General features: G+C 39.0%; 10 protein-coding genes. 3 read left to right on the top strand and 7 right to left on the bottom strand.

Annotated features, from left to right (window positions below; all coding sequences use genetic code 11):
- Positions 1-35: 35 nt before the first annotated feature.
- The 5 genes from FHK88_RS04910 to FHK88_RS04890 form a co-directional block, all read right to left on the bottom strand.
- On the bottom strand, positions 36-800 hold the full coding sequence (locus tag FHK88_RS04910) for a hypothetical protein (protein ID WP_227429641.1): 765 nt from the start codon (positions 798-800) through the stop codon (positions 36-38).
- 12 nt (positions 801-812) lie between these two features.
- Positions 813-6,086 (bottom strand): DUF11 domain-containing protein, encoded by a 5,274-nt coding sequence (locus tag FHK88_RS04905; RefSeq protein WP_227429640.1) that lies wholly within the window; start codon positions 6,084-6,086, stop codon positions 813-815.
- Positions 6,087-6,248: 162 nt separating this feature from the next.
- Complete coding sequence (locus tag FHK88_RS04900) at positions 6,249-8,111, bottom strand: DUF11 domain-containing protein (RefSeq protein ID WP_227429639.1); 1,863 nt, start codon at positions 8,109-8,111, stop codon at positions 6,249-6,251.
- A 61-nt stretch (positions 8,112-8,172) separates the two neighbouring features.
- On the bottom strand, positions 8,173-8,637 hold the full coding sequence (locus FHK88_RS04895; RefSeq protein WP_227429638.1) for a hypothetical protein: 465 nt from the start codon (positions 8,635-8,637) through the stop codon (positions 8,173-8,175).
- A 1,205-nt stretch (positions 8,638-9,842) separates the two neighbouring features.
- Positions 9,843-12,677: a hypothetical protein gene (locus FHK88_RS04890; protein ID WP_227429637.1), complete on the bottom strand. Its 2,835-nt coding sequence runs from the start codon at positions 12,675-12,677 to the stop codon at positions 9,843-9,845.
- A gap of 548 nt (positions 12,678-13,225) precedes the next feature.
- Between FHK88_RS04890 and aceE the strand changes: the two genes are divergently transcribed.
- The 3 genes from aceE to FHK88_RS04875 all read left to right on the top strand — a co-directional run bounded on the left by aceE (position 13,226) and on the right by FHK88_RS04875 (position 18,955).
- Complete coding sequence (gene aceE, locus FHK88_RS04885) at positions 13,226-16,000, top strand: pyruvate dehydrogenase (acetyl-transferring), homodimeric type (protein ID WP_227429636.1); 2,775 nt, start codon at positions 13,226-13,228, stop codon at positions 15,998-16,000.
- Between the two features lie 63 nt (positions 16,001-16,063).
- Positions 16,064-17,767 carry a 2-oxo acid dehydrogenase subunit E2 gene (locus FHK88_RS04880; RefSeq protein WP_227429635.1) on the top strand — a complete coding sequence of 568 codons (1,704 nt, stop codon included), beginning with the start codon at positions 16,064-16,066 and terminating at the stop codon, positions 17,765-17,767.
- A 207-nt stretch (positions 17,768-17,974) separates the two neighbouring features.
- Positions 17,975-18,955, top strand: coding sequence for an ion transporter (locus FHK88_RS04875; RefSeq protein WP_227429634.1), 981 nt, complete (start codon positions 17,975-17,977; stop codon positions 18,953-18,955).
- A 95-nt stretch (positions 18,956-19,050) separates the two neighbouring features.
- Here the strand turns inward: FHK88_RS04875 and FHK88_RS04870 are convergent, their stop codons facing one another.
- Complete coding sequence (locus tag FHK88_RS04870) at positions 19,051-19,710, bottom strand: TerD family protein (protein ID WP_227429633.1); 660 nt, start codon at positions 19,708-19,710, stop codon at positions 19,051-19,053.
- A 65-nt stretch (positions 19,711-19,775) separates the two neighbouring features.
- Positions 19,776-20,807, bottom strand: a complete 1,032-nt coding sequence (locus tag FHK88_RS04865) for a helix-turn-helix transcriptional regulator (protein ID WP_227429632.1) — start codon at positions 20,805-20,807, stop codon at positions 19,776-19,778.
- Position 20,808 lies beyond the last annotated feature (1 nt).

Genomic DNA, 20,808 nt, shown 5'->3' with positions numbered 1-20,808 from the left:
GCTTTTAAAATAAGTTGATATTTAAATCATCTAAACTAATAGTCTGTTACTACAAATTTTTGACCATAACACTGGTTATCCTCTCTATCTAGATTTTCAAGAGAAGTAAATAGTCTGCGAGTATCTTGTTGTAGTTTTTGGGCTTGTGAATCGTTATATGTGTCAATATAAAGATTTGTCGCTTTATCCAAATATCGTTCAGCGGCTAAGAAGTGCTGACGAGAATGACGCCAGCCTCGCTCACAATGCTCTGCAGCAGCCCATACTAATTGTACTTCACTATATGCCAAATCTCGAGGAGAGATGGTACTGGCATTATTTTGTTTAAGTGCAATTAATTGTGCCCATAAGTCTGGACGCATAAGTGCTGATGTTGGAGGGATATCAGTGACCAGTGTAAGTTGCTCAGTTTGGTTATGGCGTAAAGCATCTAGAATTACTAATGCTTCGTTTAAGGCATATGCACCTGCATCTGTTAAGCTACCTTCACTATCTTCATTGTAAGCATAATTTAACCAACCCTGAGCTTTATAAGCATAATAGGGAATATTAGATGAAGTTCCTTGATATTGTTGATAAGGTTTTAGTTCAGTTATCATACAGTCAATATCATAACGCATCTGACTTTCATGGTCAGGATGAGATGTCTGCGCCTCAATTTCTGGTGTGCAATAGGTTTGAGGGTTGTATGGAGTTATTTCAGTAGCAGCAGATGCTTGGGTAGAGCCAAGTAGAACAAGCTGACCAAGCACCACGGCTGAAATCGTAGTTTTTGCTAAAGATAAGATAGTATGGCTCATGCGTAAATATTCCTAACGATTTTGGGTTGGTTCTTGTTCAGGAAGTAAGCGTCTATTAACCTGAGGATCTTTACCTTTAAATAAGTTTTCATCAAACTTAAAGCGCATGCGGAAGTAAGCACCTTGCGCAGTGGTATCATCATAAGCAATATCTTCATCTTGATAGCCGACGAAGTTATAGCCTAGTGATAGCCATAAGTTTGTGATAGGGCTATATCCAACTTCTGCACCAAGCATATAAGATAAATCATCTGCTTGATCATTCCAATAAGTCCCTGCTTGTAGACCAGCATCCCAGCGCTCATTGAGATCATACATACCACGAACATAAGCAGCATGGGCAGTATTTTTACTATCGATATTTTCTGCTTTATACTGTGTATGCTTACCAGCGTAATGTCCAGATAAAGTTAGAGGACGAGTAGGGTGGTAGTTACCATGCCATGACCAGATGAGAGCATCTCTTTCATATGGTGCATTACCAGTTGCATTGTCATCTGTTCTATACTCAACTTTACCCAGCATATCTAGTTGATTGCTATCCGTATCTCGGTAGGCAGCACCAACTTGGAAGCGATTCATAGTGCGATAGCCGTTATCATAATCAGTATTTGAGTAGATATCTTTAGCTAGTAAAGTGATGTCTTCATTGTATCGATACGCGATGCCTGCACTAGCAAGTGTTGTTTCACTGGTTTGTCCCCAGCGTTTTTCAAATCTTCCAGAGGCTTTATAGTTATCTTTTGCGAGGTATTCGGCACCAATACTGGCAGCAGTGGTTGTTTTATCTGACTCACCTTGTAAAGACTCAACACGCTCTAGCAATGTATTTAGTGTTAGTCCATCACTAACATACCACTTATTTTTTAGACCAATGGCTGCTTCTGCCTCACGAGCGCTAATAGCATCACGAGAGCGATACTCACTATAGACCTTACCGTCTTTCATATAGTTGGCATCGAATCCGACTACAGTACGTTGTCTTTCAGATGTATCATCAAGACCATAGCTACCAGTTAAACTGTTAATTAGGTCATGGCGTGCATATATGCGTCCCATGTTGCCAAGAGCTGTTTCACCACCAATCGAGGTTGCATTACGATGACTGTGATTAATATCTTGCTCATATTCTGCAAAAACAACTGACTTATTAAACTGGGGAAGACGAGCTGTCACTCTAGCACGTACAGTTGTACCTTCAATATCGGTATCATTATTGACAGCATCTAGTGCTGATTGATTAATGATGTCACCATTAATACTAGTATTGTTGGTTAAGGAAACAACATCAGTGGCTGCTTGTATATCACGAGAGGCAGCAGCTGTTCTTTTATAGTAACGAGTTCCAACTTCTGCTGTAATATTGTCAGTCAGCTGACGTTCAACACCGGCTTTGATACCTTGTTGGACATCATCTGTTTTATGATCTTTGGTAAGTACACCTTCAACTTTAATGGTTGTCTTACGGGTATCACCAATACGATAGTCTAAGCTAGCACCAGATTCTGTACGTCCGGCAGTAATAGGTGATGAGCCAGTAACGAAACCAATATCTGCATCGTTGTAATAAGCCTTGGCACGAGTGCGATTATTATCATCATAAGTGAGTTCTACACGTACAGCATCACCTTTAACATCTTGTCCTGAAGCTGTTGTTGTATTAATCTGGTTAGCTGACTGGTAGTTAGGGTTTTCAGCTTTATTACGTGCATACTCAGCAATTAGTTTTAAGTTATCACTAAAGTTAATGACACTATTGATACTGGCAAGCTCTTCTTTATTCTCTGGATTATCACTCTGGACATAGCTACCACCTACTGAAACCCTATCAGTAATATCACGTTTGGCAGAGATACCACCTAGCCAGTATTCTTCGCCACCATTATCTACTTCAACAGTGACTTGTAAGTAGATGGGATTACCATCAAAGTCTTGACTTGGAATTGGGTTTTTAAGGTACAAGCTATGGCTGATTGGATCAATTTCATAATCAGCAAAGCGAGTCAGTCTCCGGCGAGAAATAACAATACCTGGATTATCTGCATCACGAGTAATGACTTCAACTGTCTCTGAGTTTTCTAGTACATTATCAAAGTTTTTTGATATTGGATAGGGGCCAGAAATACCCAAGCCACGTGTTTCATTAACACTTTGAGATGTGTTGGTTTGTGCTGCAAATGCAGTCACACGTGTCTTATCGTCTTCATACTGGGCTTTAAGACCAGTCAATGTTCGATTATATTGTCCAAGTTTTAGACCTTCATCATTATTTACTTGGGTATTAATATCGCCATACATCGCGTATGAGCGTCCTTTATCTAGGCGAACATAGAGGCGACTACTAGACTGTGCATCAAAGCCTTTTGCTGAGGCATCACCATAGACAGGGTAGTACTCTTCTGGCTGGATATCACGGAATAGACGCTCACCTTTTTTGTCACTGTCATAAGATAGTGTTAGAAGGTAGTCACCACGCACTTTCCCTTTTAGGAACATGGCAGCACGACCATTGGTTGAGTAGTCGTCATTACCAGAGAATTCTTGTAGCTCTTGTTCAAATAGGTCTTGTGCAGCAGAGACTTTACTACTATCGAAGCCTTTAAATGATACAGAGCCATCTATCACACCGACGGCAATGAGAGGGCGCAGCTGAGGTGTAAATTCTAGGTCAATGCTTTCTTTTAATGTACCTGCTGATACGGTTAGTTGCCCTTTACCAGGGTTTGTTGGTGCAATGACAGGTATTAATAATTCACCACCAGAAATACTGGTCTGTATTCCAGGTGTATCTGGGCTTTCATCTTTTAGGTTTACTCGACCAATATTACTATCAATAGTAACAAATGTTGGTGATAAGTATGGACGATTATCTTTATCTTTTAAGCTGATAACGACTTGATATTGGCTATGTCCATTAGCCGTGACGAGTTGTTCTTGAGTGCGATAGTCTATTTCCTGCAGTTGTTCAGGTGCATATACTTGGATGCTTTGTTCAGAAATAATATTGCCAGAAGCATCTTTTGCAACACCACGTAATGTATTATGACCAGCATTTAGCTGTACGCCATAGTAATCATATCCAGAAACAGATTGTTTTTGCTGGGTAGCAGTTTTACCAATTTTTTCTTTCGATACAGGCTGACCATTGGCATATAAGGTAAAGGTGGTATCTAGTGGTGCTTGAACCTGTATTAATTGAACTTTACTGTCTAGTTGCTGCTGGTCTTTTAGATTAATAAATGTAACATTATTATTTGGAACATTTTTTAAATGTTCTTCTAGTTGAACTGCTTCAGGTTGCGCAATACGGTTTACTTGTAATGACTGAACATTGTTTGTACTGTCATCATTTACTCTTAAAATGGCAGTATTACAGCTTAGCCCTTCATCTAAAGAGTTATTTTGTTTGCATCCACTGGCGTCAACATTATTTTTATTGGTATTGTTGTTAGGTTCTAATGCTAACTGGTTACGAACTGTTTTTTCTAATGTATCGTTTTTTACACCAACTGTATTGCTGCGCTCTATAAGTATGTCAGTAAGACGCTGGGTAGTGTCTCCCATGCCATCAATAATCGCGAAATCTGCACGGTGTAGCTCACCATACTTCATATCCACAAATAAGCTGTTGGGGTCACCAGCATTGCGATTACTTTGGTCAATGAGTTCGACACCTTCTGGTAGTGTTAAAGGGTCTACTTTTAGAACGTGAGTTTTTGCACTGATACCGTAGAAGTTATACTCACCTTCTGCATCAGTTACAGCATAGTTGCCGTTTTCCATATAAATACGGACACCAGCTACACCAAGTTCACCATTTTGTTTTTGCTGAATACCATCACGGTTGATATCATTATATACTTTACCGATAATGATACCATCTGTATTGATAACACCACGGCTGACATCGACTTTCCACTGTGATTCTCGAGAGGACAGGAACTCCCCTAAATTGCTTTTACCAACAGCAGTCGCTCGGTTAATACCATCTCCATCAATTGCTGTTGAGCCAATTAGTACTCGATATGTAACAGTTTTACTTTGTCCTGCTTTTAGATCATCTAAGCCAAGAACTTTATATTTACCTTCAGCATTAAAGTCAGCTACAGGTTTACCATCGACTCGAGCAGAACCAGAGACGTATGCAAAGCCTCTTGGCAGGGCATCTTTTAGGTCAACGTCATAGGCAGTAGACAGACCACGGTTTGTAACTTTGATGCTATAGTTTACATAGTCACCAAGCTCAGCTTCTGTTACATCACCAGTTTTAACAACTTGTAAACTTGGTAAGTTATCTCTCATTTCTATATTTGTAGAAATTTTATCCGAGATGTTGATAAAGTCGTTAGAGCTAGGTGTTTGGTTAATGCCAACTGAGGGCTTGATACAGGCATCAAGTGTTGCTGTGATGACATCACCTTGTAGGGTTTGTATGATGTTGTCTGATACAGCATTGGCATTATTTTCAGTTGGAGCAGATAGATGGAAAATACCAGTATTATTACCAGTCTCGATGGCTTTGAGTGAGTAGCTATCCTTTGTTTTTGTAGAGTGTAACGTTACCCAAACTTGGTCGCGGGAATTGGGATTTATGTTACATTGGGCATAGGAGGTCTGAACGTAGACTTCTTGTCCGACTTGATCTGTTGTTGTAGTGCTTGTAAAGCTACTATTCATAAACTCAATAGATGGAGCAATAGTTTCTAGCTCATCAGTTGCATTTGCTGTAACAGATGTATCTTCAATCACGGTTGCACCGATTTCGATACTTGCCGTAGATTTGTCTTTCATATCTCGACTGGCTAAGGCTTTGACGATTAGCTGGATGCTTTCACCTTGTCCAATTTTGATCTGGTCTTTGATGCTTGGCTCACCAGCATCTATCTTACCGTTTTTATTTAAGTCTTGATAAACTTCAAAGTTTGATAGTGTACTAGGGACACTAAAAGACAGTTCAACTGTTTCATCATATGAGCCATTATTGGTTAATATATTTAACCACTCTACCTGTTGACCTGGTGAGACTATCTGTTTTGCTGGTTGGCTTAAAACAACAGAGTATATAGGTAGAGTATGGACAGTTGCTGTTACTTCATTTGATGTATTGTTAAAGTCGATATTATCAATACTGTGACTAGAAGTAGCAGTATTGTTGATAAAAAATGAGCCATTGCCATTTTCTGCTACTGCTGCATTCATTTGCATAAGTAGCATCGAAGCTGTCAATAATTTTAACGTCGTGGACGAGCGACGCGAAAAGTTAGGACGAGTCAATGATTGAGTCATGTATTAAACCTACTTATGTAAATAAATAAAGGAAAAAAGAGTTAAAGCTTGGGCTATCTTCCTTCTGTACTGGACAAAAGGAAGATAATGTTGCTTAGATATTATATTTAGATATTTTTAATGATATCTGAGATAAGAATAAAACGATATGTTCGCTTGTTCTTATCGCTCGTTAATTGTAACACTGAAGTTAACTTTAGCAGTTGCTTCGGCTGCTAGGGTATTACCAGCACTAGATACAGTTTTACTACCAGAGTCATAAGTAGCAGCATTGGTTAGACCAGTATTAGTAATATCATTGTTAAATGTTACTTTGCCAATGCCTGTACCAACTTCATCAAGCGTATCCGAAATCATTAGATTTGTGATTTCTTTTAGTTGCTGAGTTGGGTTTGAGCTTGGTAAATGGTTGATTGCTGAGATTTGATAGTAGATACACTGACCTGGTTCTACATCTTCTGTTATGGCTGCTTTTGAGAATGTCAATGAACTTAAATCTGCTTCACAAGCAGCTACTGCTTGTTCTTTTTTAAGTTCAAGAGCAGCAATTTTCACTTTATCTGTTACTGATGGTAGATTAGCAGTAGTAGCTAGGCCACTTCCAGAAACTTTAATGGTATACTCTTCTCTTAGTGCTGATACACCATCTGTACCAGGGTTAGCATTAGTTGCAGTATTGACGACAAAGATGTCTAGATGTTTACCTGGTTTGATAGTTGGTAGTGTAGTACCAGCATATATAGTATCTTCACTAGGATTAAATATACCATCACCATTGTCTACATAGATGGTCTGTGAGATATTACCACTATCTAAAGTAACGTCTGTAGTTAGTTTTAAGTTGTTTTGATCTGTTGTACCAGTATTGGTGATGGTATGCTTGAAGACAGAGTCATTCGTATCGTTTGCACCAGTAGGTGGTAGAGTAATCTCTTCAGGTGACTCAAATGTCAAACCAGGTTTTAGTACTTGAATTTTTGGTGCTGGAGTATCATTGGTGTCATTTGGATCACCTGCAACGTCATCATCATGCTTAGAGGTATCAATAATCTCTGCACCACCACCTTCTGTACCGTCACCTGTTGGTGTGTATTTAACAGTAGCAATGTTTTCATATGTAGTGCCATCTGTTGCATTTACTGGTTTTACTTTAAATTTAACAACAAGCGTTTCAGCACTTTCTTTAGCAATATTGATACCTGTTAGTACTAATGTATTTCCGGTTGAAGCATCAGTATGGTCAGCATTACTACCATTGACTTGTACAGAAAGTTCTTTATCGTCTGCAAATACTAAGCCAGCTGGTAGAGCATCTTCAATCGTTATACCATTGGCATCCATATTACCAGTGTTTTTAATTTCAATGCGATATTCAAATGGTGCTGTAGAGCCAGCAATGATTTGAGTTACTTCAGCTGTTTTTTTGATGGCAAAGATAGGAGTGACAGTTACAGCTGTATCGATATTGGTAACTTTTCCTGATTCTGCTGGGTTTAGTGTACTTTCAGCAGTAACTTTTAGCTTACCAGCTTCATTTATGTCATTATCTGAAGCTTTAGTTGTTACTTGGATATCGGCTGTTTCATCTGGTTTTAAGGTAATACCTTCAGGTGGAATCTCTTCATAGGTAGCCATACCTGGTTTTTTATATTTGACAGTTGTGCCTGTATAGTCAAAGTCATCACCCGAAGTTAGGTCTTCAACTTTTACTGTATAGGTATCGTCAGTGTTACCTTTGTTGGTTAGTTTGTGGTCAAAAGTTACTGTACCATCTGGAGTTACTTTTTTGTCATTGTTATTAGTTAGTTCAAACTTAATAACTTTACTTACAGTAACGGTTACTGGGTTAGATTCTACTTCACCTTGCTCTACTCCATCTACTTGGTAAGTAGCTTTTGCAACGTTGGTAACGTCAAAGGTTTCTGTAACAGGTTTTGCTTCAGCTGCAATAGCCGTCCCTGATAGACCTAATGCAGCGATAACACCAACTGCAAGTAAAGATTGTTGAAAGTTTTGTTTTTTCATGTGTCAGTCTCCTAAGACTTCGGGTAGTAAAATTAAGGACATTGTGTCCAAGTGGTTTGATTTAATTGACGGTTGCATTTAAGCTAACGTCGGCGGATTTTTTGGCTGGAAGTAGCTTGATATTCCAGCGCAAAGACTTGTATTCAGAATAGGGTACTTTTACTAATTTGCCATTAACACGGCGCATCAGAGGCATATCTGCATAATTCGTGCCATCAGTAGTCGCTTGTGCACTGGCAGGGTAAGCTTCACCTGTGAAGCTCATGCCGACAGGAACAGGGACAGTGATAGTGATGTCATTAATCGGTGTATTTGTGACATTGCTATAGGTCGCTTTGTACTGGATAACAGTACCTGCATCGGCAGTAGTAACCGGAACATAGCTTATTTTGCCATCATTGGCTTTAACGACTTTAAACTGTTGTAGGTTCATTTGCAGTGCATCGGCAGCGAATGCTGAAGTGCCTCCTGCTAGAAAAGTCGTGGCTGCCAGTAGTGCGATACGTGCTAGTTGAGATAGTTTCAAAGTTTTCTCCTTGAGTGTCGTAGTTGAGCTATATTGAATCAGTGATAGCATTGACTGCTATGTTGATTAAGCCAATCCTACTATTGATATCACATTCCATAAGTTTTGTGTTTTGTAGCATATCTGTTTAGTAACAGTTGAGTTATTCTTATAGAAGTATCAATGTTAATAATTATAGTGATAATGAAGATGCTCTTAAAGCATGTTTCGATGGAGTGAATGGAATAGAGGACGAAAACCATTTATTTGTATTTAAATGGGATGAATGGTCAGTACAATGCAGAAATATTACATATCTATGATATGTTTTTGATTTTAATTTACTGCTTTTTTATTGATATTATACAATTTTGTTTATTAATTACGTCAAAATCTGTCAGTGTGTTGCTGAAATATAGTCAGATATGGTCAGATAAATAGATGATAAATTTTGGTGTTATGTTGTGTTAGTTTTTCTTTATTTACGGTGATTTGTAGTTTAAGTTAGTGTGTTGTTATAGACTAGCGATACTATTTTTTATTATTTTCTTTTTAATATCAATGAGTTGAGGTATGGTATAATGATTTTCTACTTACTTAAAATATAGGCGGTGCTATTTAGGAAACTGAGATCAGGTTAGCATGGTGTCAGTAGAATAAAAGTGACTGTATTGACTTTATATCCATATAAAAAATAGGGATATTGTCAACTTAGATATATTAAGATTTACTGTCTAGCTAATGGTTGTTATGAGTTCATTGGTCCATCTGAATAAGCCATTTATGCTTTTTGTCTTGATATTTATACCGTTTGTCAAAAAATAAACTTAATAATAAAATTGAGAGACTGGGAAATATTGCTGATATTTGATGTTATTATAGTTTTTTTAATTTTATATTTAATTTACTGTTATTATCTTGCTGAGAAATTCTATGAAACAAGGTGTTAATAGGTACTTTTTTTGAGTATGAAATGCTAGTTATATCCAATGAAGATAGTCAAGGTAAATTATAGTCAAAGAACTATTAAACAGTTGTGGTGTTGACTATGTTTACTGTACAACTGTACTATCTGTGCTTTTTGAGGTATATCTGTTTTAGATTTCTTTGACATGTGTCTGTGAGGAAAGCTTTTTCTTATAGAAAAAGGTTATTGAGATAAAAATAGCCCTCTATTTATAGAGGGCTATTTTATAAATTTATAACGAATTATGGTTTTTTATTGCTTAATTGATATTGAAATTAGTATTAAAGAAAATAGCTTTTCTTTTTAATTCACTTGAGTTGGTTCGTTTAGGTAATATAAATGGGTTAGTAATGACTTGACCATTTTCGCTTTCACCAATCGAACTATCACTAAAGCTTATATCATCAGGACTGTTAGGCAGAGGTGTCGTTAGGATAGATCTCTCTGGCAGTGTATCTTTGATAATAACTTGAGATAACTCTACAAAACCTCTGTTATATGCATCAATACGATAGGCGATACATTGTTTGATACCAATACTACCCGTTCCTCCTTGGTCATCGGTAATTGTATCTTTACTAAAACCAGCTGTTGGTCCACCACTGGGATCTATTTCTGCATTCTGAATATCAGAGATAGTTTTTTTACAATCATGGAAATATTGACGCTTGACTAATACAAGGGCAGTATTTTCTTCGGTTACATTACCAAAATTCTGATTTGGGTATTCTAGTTGCTCTGAGTCTAGAGTAATAGGGAGCTTATTGGGTGAAGTATCTATGCTATATGTTTGCAAGTTTTCACTTAGATCATCCCCAGTATGCTCAACAAGACATACCGAAGTTGCACCATTGAGTTCACTTTTGGGAATACTGATAGTATATTTACCAATATTGTCACCACTACTTGATACATCAGCAGTGTCAATAATATGATTATTGCAGTCTGTTAAAGAAACTTTGAGGCCAGTTTCATAAATACCCTTTTCACCTTCATCTAGTTGACCATTGAAGTACTTATCATTGTCATAAACACCACCTAATGCTGTAGGGCTAGCCTTGCTATCACTGATACCACCATTGTCATTGAACACTGTGCCTTCAAAGACGTATTTTTTAGGAGCGTTGGTAACAGTACATGTCCACTCTTGACCATAGGTCATTTTGAATGCTTTCGGATTTAAAGGGTTGGTTGATTCTATCTCGCTTCCATTGGCATTGGCACATTTATAGGTTGCTTGATAGTTGGATAGGTCAGTAGTACCAGATGCAGCTTCAGTTAAAGTATAGGTTTTGGTTGGGTTAACTTTAAATGTTCCTGTTGTACCTGTCCCCGCATCGATAGTGTTACCAGTACCTTCAGTAGTAGTGTTAGTAGGGAATGTTATATTACTATTATCTGCTAAAACTTGAACTGTAAACTGATCAGTATCATGGATGCGGTTAGCACTCAGGTCTTTAGAGTACACTAAACGTGGTTGTGGTTGATAGCAGTAGCCATCTAAGGTTGAGAAGATTTCTTGTGATATATAAGAGGAGAAACTTTCTTTGTTATTATATTTAATTTGATATTTTACAATAGGTGATTCAAATTTCACAGTTACATAGCATCTAGAATCAAATGGTTGTGAACGACAAATATTATTACCAGACTCCTGATTGCCATAATAGGAGTTAGAAATAGAATCTTCAACAACATCTGTTCCTATAGATTTTCTTATTGGTTTGACAGGGATACCATCATTAGTAAATCCAGTAATAGTTACTTTATCACTGTAACCTTTAGAATTATAATCAATGTCATATATACTTAGAGTAAGGTTGCGCACCTCTTGGGGATTATTATCAAATTTATTTTTAAATTCATATTCAATAATACTGTAACCTTGGCTGTTAGCAACAGTTTGGTTCTGTTCTACATATGTTTGCACTCTTCCTCCCAAAGGAGCCTGCCGTTCTAACACCCTTATAGCACCACTTGTTTGTTGTACTATGTTAGCAAATGTAGTTTTCATTCTGGCATCTAGATAACTTTCATCATTGATACCATTAATATAAATGTATGGTGTGGTTTTGCCATTAAAGGGAGTTTCTCCTAATGCATCAAGTAAGTTGTGATAATCTTCTGAAGCAAACGTATCTGATATAGCCGGCTTCCAGTCATCAGGACATTTAATAGGTTGTTTAAGAGGAACTGTAGGAACATATGTACTTCCTCCAATATCTACTGTATCAAATCTTATACCTAATGACTGATATTGAGGATTTGAATATTCAGTATAATTTGGATTAGGTTGTGAAAAAGTATAATTACCATATTCAATAACAATTGTGTCTACAGAACTGCTAAAAGTAACTGCTTTTGCAAATTCTGAGGATGTATAATGTGAGATAGGAGAACGAGGTGTATTTTTTTTATTTGTAGCAGGGAGTCGTAATATTAACCACGATGATTGCCCTGAGGTTTTTAGGACAGCTTCAACTTTAGAGTTTGAAAACAAGTCTGGGGCTTCAATTGGAGCAATTTTCTGGTTAGGATTATTAGACTTAGAGTTATGACCATAAATAGTTACTTCATCCCAATATGTGGCAGCATCAATATCATAGAGTGTTAGTGTTAAGTCACTTAAAAGTTTTGTACTAGTAAAAGTTAAGGTGCTTTTAACATTTCGATTGTCTGCATCTTGGGTTAGTACAAAATAATTCGTACCTTGAGCGCTGGAGTTTGATGGATTATTAATAATAGGAGGACTATTAAACTGTCCGCTAGGTGATGTCAGTTTTCCGGTTAATTGTGTGCTTTCACTACCATCAGTGATAGTCGTTGTATATGTAGGTTGTCCTGACCACCCTGCATATTTTCCTGCTAATGGATCATCTATTGCCATCGCCCCCATACTGACTGTACCCATCAACATGGCAATTGCGATATGCAGGTAACGTTTGCTATTTTTTGTATTAGTTTTGATGACTGGTAGATGAACATCTGCCGAGTCATACATACCATGCGACTCCATACCTTGTGGCATCTGGAGACGCTGTGTGGTTTGGGCTTTACGATCTGTAGGTGTCAGTAGACTATATAGCAGTTTCATGCAGGTCTTCCTAGCTTGATAATGATAAAATATGTGCTGCCTTTGTGTGTGTCTGAGCACTGTTATTATGCTGGTACAGACTAAGAGTTGAGCAAAGGCAAAAAATATTTAGAGTAATATGGATTCATTGTAACCAAGCTCTAAGTACTTATTAAGAGAATTGTATACGGGATGTGTTAAATAGTGTATGAGTGGTTAAAAGTGTTTTTTTAAGAAGAATTGAATGTAACATTAGGTAATTGTACAAATATGTATGATTTTATACCAGTTATACTTCATTTATGGGGGGACTGTCTGGTCACTATCACTATGTTGCTATTTTACTATGTCACTATTTTATGGATGTTTGTCGCTGCGTATAGTAGCTATTTATTTACTAAATAGCTATAGGTTGGTCATTTTTAATGATTGATAACAAAATGGTCAAGAACCTTCTATAATAGGCAGTAGTATGAGTATATAAAGCATACTCAAGTGCTTGGGAATGTGTAAAGCATACCCTGAATAATTGGCTTCCACTTTACTTTTTTGATATTAAAGGATTCGCGATGAACTACTATAAGGATAATGACAATACTGAGACGCAAGAATGGCTAGATGCCTTCGAGTCAGTCATCAAGCATGCTGATAAGGATCGCGCTCAGTTTTTGTTAAAAGCCCTTTATAATATGGCGGTACAAGAAGGTCTGCCTTTTAATCGTCTGGATACGGCATATATTAATACTATTCCAGTAGAAGATGAGCCAGCTTATCCTGGCGATTTACATATGGAGCGCAAAATACGGGCGCTTATCCGCTATAACGCATTGGCAATGGTGATGCGTGCTAATAAGAATGATGATGATTTGGGCGGGCATTTGGCAACGTTTGCTTCTAGTGCGACATTGTATGAGACTGGATTTAACCATTTTTTCCGTGCAGCCAGTGACCACTTTGGTGGTGATATGATTTATTACCAAGGACATTCTGCACCCGGTATTTATGCGCGCTCTTTCCTCGAGGGTCGTTTAGATGAGGAGCAGTTAGAGAACTTTCGCCGTGAAGTCGGTGGTAAAGGGCTATCAAGCTACCCGCATCCATATTTGATGCCAGATTATTGGCAGTTCCCAACAGTGTCTATGGGGCTAGGTCCTATTATGTCGATCTATCAGGCACACGTACAGAACTATATGGTTAATCGTGGTCTGCTTGAGGATGAAGGACGTAAGATTTGGGCATTCTTGGGTGATGGTGAGACGGATGAGCCAGAAAGTTTGGGTGCTATTTCACTGGCAGGTCGTGAGCGTTTAGAAAACTTAATCTGGGTAATTAACTGTAATTTGCAACGCTTGGATGGTCCAGTACGTGGTAATGGTAAGATTATCCAAGAGCTTGAGTCTGTATTCCGTGGTGCTGGCTGGCGTGTGATTAAGGTAATTTGGGGTGGACGTTGGGATCCTTTATTAGCCAGTGATGATAGCGGTGCGTTGAAGTATCGTATGGAAGAAGTGGTTGATGGTGAGTATCAGCTATATGAGGCGCGTGATCCTCAGTTTGTTCGTGAGCAGTTTTTTGGGAAGTATCCTGAGTTAAAAGAGATGGCAGATAGCCTGACTGATGAAGATATTACCCGTCTAAATCGTGGTGGTCATGATCCTGTTAAGGTGTATGCTGCTTTTAGCGAAGCAATGAAAACGAAGGGTCAGCCAACTGTTATTTTGGCAAAAACAGTAAAAGGTTATGGTTTGTCAAATCAGGCACAGGCTGTAAACAAGGCACACCAAATCAAAAAGTTAGATCAGGCTGGATTGGTATATTTCCGTGATCGTTTTGATTTGCCATTTACTGATGAGCAGCTTGAAACTCTACCTTTCTACCGTCCTGAAGAAGACTCGGCTGAGATTAAGTATTTGAAAGGTCGTCGTGAGTCTTTAGGTGGACATTTACCGAATCGTCGTAGTGGTCATATTGCACTTAATATTCCTGAGTTATCGCTGTTTGATCGCATACTACAAGGTAGTAAGGGTAAAGAGCAGTCAACAACAATGGTGTTTGTGCGTATCTTGTCTGCGATGTTGAAAAATAAAGACATTCAAGATCGTGTTGTACCGATTGTACCTGATGAAGCACGAACGTTTGGTTTGGAAGGTATGTTCCGTCAGTTAGGTATTTATTCGGCGGCTGGTCAGACCTATACACCAGAAGATAATGATGCACTGATGGGCTATAAAGAAGCCAAAGATGGGCATATGCTAGAAGAAGGTATCAATGAGGCAGGGGCAATGAGTGCGTGGATTGCGTTGGCAACTAGCTATTCAGTCAATGCTCTACCAATGATTCCTTTATATATTTACTATTCGATGTTTGGCTTCCAACGCATTGGTGATTTGGCGTGGGCGGCAGGTGATTGTCAGGCTCAGGGCTTCTTGCTTGGTGCAACGGCAGGACGCACAACGTTAAATGGTGAAGGTTTGCAACACCAAGATGGACATTCACAGATATTATTTGGCACTGTGCCAAACTGTGTCAGCTATGACCCTTGTTATGGCTATGAGCTAGCCGTAATCATGCATGATGGTCTACGCCGTATGTATGGTGAAGGTGAGCGTGTCTATTACTATATCACGCTGATGAATGAAAACTACGAGCATCCTGAGATGCCTGAGGGTGTTGAAGAGGGTATCAAACGTGGTATGTACTTGTTAGAAGATAATGGTTCAACTCAGGTACAGTTGTTAGGCTCTGGTGTTATCTTGCGTGAGGTACAAAAAGCAGCGAAGATATTAAAAGAAGAGTTTAATATCTCTGCCAATGTATGGAGTGTGACCAGCTTTAATGAGTTGACACGTGATGGTATGGCGTGTGATGACTATAATCGTTTGCACCCAATGGAAGAAGAGAAAACACCTTGGGTTACAGAAATGCTTGCACCACATGAAGGTATCGTAGTTGCTGCAACGGACTATATGCGCAACTATTCAGAGCAGATTCGTGCATGGTTGCCAGATAGCAGACCTTATACCACACTAGGTACAGACGGCTTTGGTCGCTCTGATAGCCGTGAGCAGTTGCGTAGCTTCTTTAATGTTGATGCTGCACATATTGTTGTGGCCACATTAAAACAACTGGCAGATGAAGGTGAAGTGGAGATGCGCTTAGTGAAAGATGCTATCTCTAGCTTTGAGATAGACGTTGATCAGCCACCAGCATGGCAACCACAGCCTCATTATGATCACTTCCCAGATGCCCCAGCACCAGATAATGTGAATCCGAATCCAGTTCCTGAGCTTATCGAAGAAGATGATGAGATTGTTAATGAAGGTCAGGATGATGTCGCAAAATAACGACAACATAATCGCAATTGTATTAATGCAGACATCAAATAGTACAGAATAAGGAATAGCATAATGGAAATTTTAGCCCCAGACTTGGGTGTGGATAGTGCAGAAGTCAGTGAGATTATGGTCAGTGTTGGTGATGTCATTACTGAAGATGACAATATCGTACTACTAGAGTCTGATAAAGCTTCTGTTGAAGTGCCTGCATCGGCTGCAGGTAAAGTGACAAAAATCTTGGTTAATGTGGGTGATCAAGTGAGTGAAGGCAGCGCACTGATTGAAATCAGTGCCAATGCTGGAGCTGAACAAGAGGCATCAACAGAAAATGCTGAGACAAAAACGAATGCAGATACTCAGGCAGAAAGTGCAGAGCAGTCTCAAGAAAGCGATGCACCAGTAGAGACAGAGCAACAGCCAACAGCCCCAGCAGAAGCATCTGCACAGACTTATGGACTGCCTGACATCGGTGTTGATGAGGCACAAGTTGCTGAAGTGATGGTGAATGTTGGTGATGAGGTGGAAGCTGAGCAGTCTATTTTATTAATAGAATCTGATAAGGCTTCTGTTGAAGTACCTGCACCTGCAACTGGTAAGGTAGAAAAAATACTGGTACAAGCTGGTGATACAGTAACCAACGGTCAGGACTTTATTGTTATTGTTGGTAGTTCAGGTAGTGCATCTACTGCGCCGGCACCAGAGCAAACGCCTGTGGAAAAACCTGCTGCTAAGGCTGAGCCAGAAAGTAGCAAGCCAGCACCAACCAAAGCTGCGCCTACTTCAGCAAGTCAAGCATCAGCACCTATACAAAAACTGACAGAAGCACAAGTTAATGAGAAGCTGACAGAAGTGTATGCTGGACCAGCAGTACGTAAGTTGGCTCGGCAGTTGGGAGTGGATATTACTCAAGTCTCTGGCTCAGCAGTGAATCAGCGTATCATCAAAGAGGATGTGTTTGCTTATGTGAAAGCACAGATGAGTAATAGTGCTTCTGCTCAACCAGTGGCTTCTGCTGGTAATGTGACAGGATATAGTGGTTTGCCAAACTTGCCAGATATGAGTAAGACAGATATCTGGGGTGAGATAGAGACTCAAGACCTGAGCCGTCTACAGAAAGTCTCTATTCCACAGCTTAACTATAACACTTACTTACCACAAGTAACCCAGTTTGATTTGTCTGATATTACTGAGACAGAAAAACTGCGTGGTGAGCTAAAAGGTGACTTTAAGAAGCAAGGTATTGGTCTGACGATTTTGGCATTTATTGTCAAGGCGACAGCTTATGCGTTGATGCAACATCCTAAGTTTAATAGTCATTTAAGCGATGATAATACACAGTTGATTGTTCGTAAGACAGTTAATATGGGTATTGCTGTTGCGACCGATGATGGTTTAATTGTTCCAGTCATCAAAGATGCACAAAGCAAAGGTATTAAACAGATTGCTATCGAGATTGGTGAGTTGGCCGCTAAAGCACGTGATAAAAAGTTGGGTGCAAAAGATTTGCAAGGAGCAAGCTTTACTATCTCAAGCCAAGGCAATTTGGGTGGTACATACTTTACACCACTGGTTAACTGGCCTCAGGTGGGTATCTTGGGTATCTCAGAAGCAACGATGCAACCTCGCTGGAATGCAGATAAGCAAAGCTTTGAGCCTCGTTTGATGTTGCCATTATCATTGTCGTATGACCACCGTGTGATTAATGGCGCAGATGCTGCTGTGTTTACACGTTATCTGGCAACATTGCTGGCAGATCCACGTCGTATTTTACTATAATTATTATTATAGATTATTTTGAAATTGTACAAAAAGACCATCTTCGGATGGTCTTTTTTATTTATGGTTTTCTTTGATTATATTTGGTCGTATAGTTGTTATTAATCAAAATGACTTAGCAATAAGTTGAATTTAGGTGATTTATTGTATTAGGTTTAGTATATTATTGAGTTTTTTAAATTATTACCATTTATTTATTGGGATATTATGAGTCATCTTACTGCCTATCGCCGTTTAAGAAGATATGTTTATGACGTTTTGCAAAATAATGAGTTTGAAAATAGACTCAGTAGGGCTGTGGATCGTTTTTTAATTTTCTTAATTTTGGCGAATGTGGCGGCTGTTATTTGTGAGTCGGTGGATACTTGGTATTATCCTTATCAGCAGTATTTTAATTGGTTTGAAGACTTCTCTTTAGTGGTCTTTTCGATTGAATACTTATTGCGGGTTTGGTGTATTGTTGAAACAGATCCCAGTGCTGGCAAATGGAGGCAAAGGTGGAACTGGATAAAAAGTCCGAGCGGGCTGATTGATTTGATTGCCATTGCCCCTGCATACTTGAACTTCTTTGTTAATATTGATTTACGTTTCTTAAGAATATTACGTTTGTTCCGTCTACTTAAGTTAACACGCTATTTTGTGGCAATGCGTATTTTATTGGTGGTGATAAATAAGGAAAAAGATTCATTTAAAGCAGTTCTATTTATTCTTGTGATTATGATTGTGATGGCTGCTAGTGGTATTTATCTGGTAGAAAATCAAGCACAGCCTGATGAATTTGAGTCGATTCCAAAGTCTATGTGGTGGGCAGTGGTGACATTGACCACAGTGGGATATGGCGATGTTGTCCCTGTTACTATTACTGGTAAGGTACTGGGGGCAGTGATTACTATTTTGGGTGTTGGCTTAGCTGCGTTACCTGCAGGTATTTTGGCATCTGGTCTGGCATCTGAGCTAGAGCAACGGCGTGAAGAGTTAGAGCTTAGATTTAAAGAGTTGTTGTTAAATGAAAATATTAGCTTAATGCAGAATACATTAAAAATTGATAAGCTACGTCGGGAGATTGGGTTAAATAAAGAAGATGCACAAGAGATTGTGACACAGGTGCTACGAGAGCAGGAGCATGAAAATAAGATGAGAGAGCTGGAAAAAAAATGCTACTGTCCACATTGTGGTGAGAAGCTATAGTTTTATATAGTCTTTTTATAGGTTTATGGCTGAAAAAATCCCTTGCTAATATATTAACAAGGGATTTTTATATTTGAGTATGTTATTGGTATGTTTTAAAGTGCTAAAGCACGTAGTAGCTCTTTTTTGATGTCATCAGCAATATGAGGAATGTCATGATGTGCCAGTGGGAATTTGTGCATGGTGACACGCCATTCACCTAATTCACGACTGAGACAAGCTAACCATAAAGCATTGCAATTAGCAGGTAGAGCATTTAAGTCTTGTAGGTCAATGATGTTGCCCTCGTCATCTTCGATTCTAACTGCCCCATATTCTAATTGTGTTAGTGGCTGTCCATAGTAAGAAGAGACGATTAATGTAAGATATTGCACTTCTTCAGGAAGTTTAGATAGACGAAGCTCTATCTGCTCTAAATCGACATTATGGTCTATCTCTGCCAAACTACCTCTATCTTTACCATTAAGGCTGTCGCCGTGATGGCGAATGGCTTGGGATTGGTCACGTAACTGTTTAAACCAGACTTGATCGACAAGCGTGCAGTTAGCATCAAATAACAGACAAGAGATATCAATATCCATTGACTGCTGTTTGTTTTTTATACGATTGATAAGCCCTGATTTGGGAACTTTTGTGGGGCGAAAGTTTAGACCAAAAACAAGGTTATGACTTTTGATATTATGCTCACTAAGTAGCCATGTTTCTGGTAGAGGTTGAGAAAGAGTTGATGCGTCGGTTTGTATACTGTCTGACATAGTTGGCTCTTCAGTTCATAGGGGCTAATGTTGGATTGTGATGATTGATATTTATCAATTAGAAACTAGCTTTCTGTAATTTCTTCTGTTTGCCTAACAGCATCTGCAAGTATTTTGGGTTGGATATGTTTTAATCCATTACCAAACCCTCGCAACCACCAAACCAGTTGTGAGGTTAAGTTGACAGTCGCAGTAACTGTCAGTGTGTCATCTTCCTCATTTTCGATGACTTGTTGGTCTTCGCTCAGTTTACTTTCGGTTAGGCTTTTCCCAGCTTGTCCCTGAAAGACAAGGGTAATGGCAGTATTTTTTCCATGATTTGGTAAATCTTTGAAAGAAGGATGGGCAAATCCCATTCCGCCAGCATCTAGGTAACTTGCTAAGTCAAAGTCTTTTGGTATGACGACATCAGCGTCCTCAACTTCTACTTGTGTAAAGCGATGTAGAGCAAAGGTACGAATAATGGCTTCTGGGTCTTCTACACGAGTTGCCAATAAATAAATAATGACGCCACGTTGAACAATAGCGAGTGGGTTAAGAAGGTAGTTGCTAGGTTCATCTGTATTGCGTCTGGTATATTCGGCACAAATTTGTTTTTGATGAAATATTGCTTCATAAATACCATCTTTGCACTTTAGGTCAATGCTGGGTGCAATTAGTGATTGTGTCGCAGGTTCAATACGTACACGGTCAAGCCAAGTATGCGTCAGTTTGCTGTCTTTGAGTTGACGACGTGCAAGGTCAAACCATGGAAACAACTCATCAAGTATGGCTGGTGGTAAAAGTTGGGCTAAGTTGGCTTCAACCATGTTAAAAGCCACTGCTTGTGAAAGGTTCATATGTGGCAGACTTTGTATGGGTGCGTCATCTTTCCAGCGCCAACCTTGAGGATTGGCATTATTTTTTTCGATGGGAAAGCGTTTTGCCAGTGCATTAAGGTCTCTTTGAATGGTGCGTAGACTGACATCAAATCCTGCTAATTGTAGTTGTTCATGAATATGAGCTGTACCGAGCCAGCGTCCACGCTCCAATTGTGAAAGAAGTTGCCATTGTCTGGCGGTGGTGGCGGTGCTGTCTTGTTTTGGTGATGTTTCCATG

Origin of the sequence: Psychrobacter sp. I-STPA6b (genome assembly GCF_020662265.1) — a bacterium.
In the GTDB taxonomy this organism is placed as follows: domain Bacteria; phylum Pseudomonadota; class Gammaproteobacteria; order Pseudomonadales; family Moraxellaceae; genus Psychrobacter.
The sequence above is the reverse complement of the archived record's forward strand: the minus strand, read 5'-3'. Positions and strand labels throughout refer to the sequence as shown.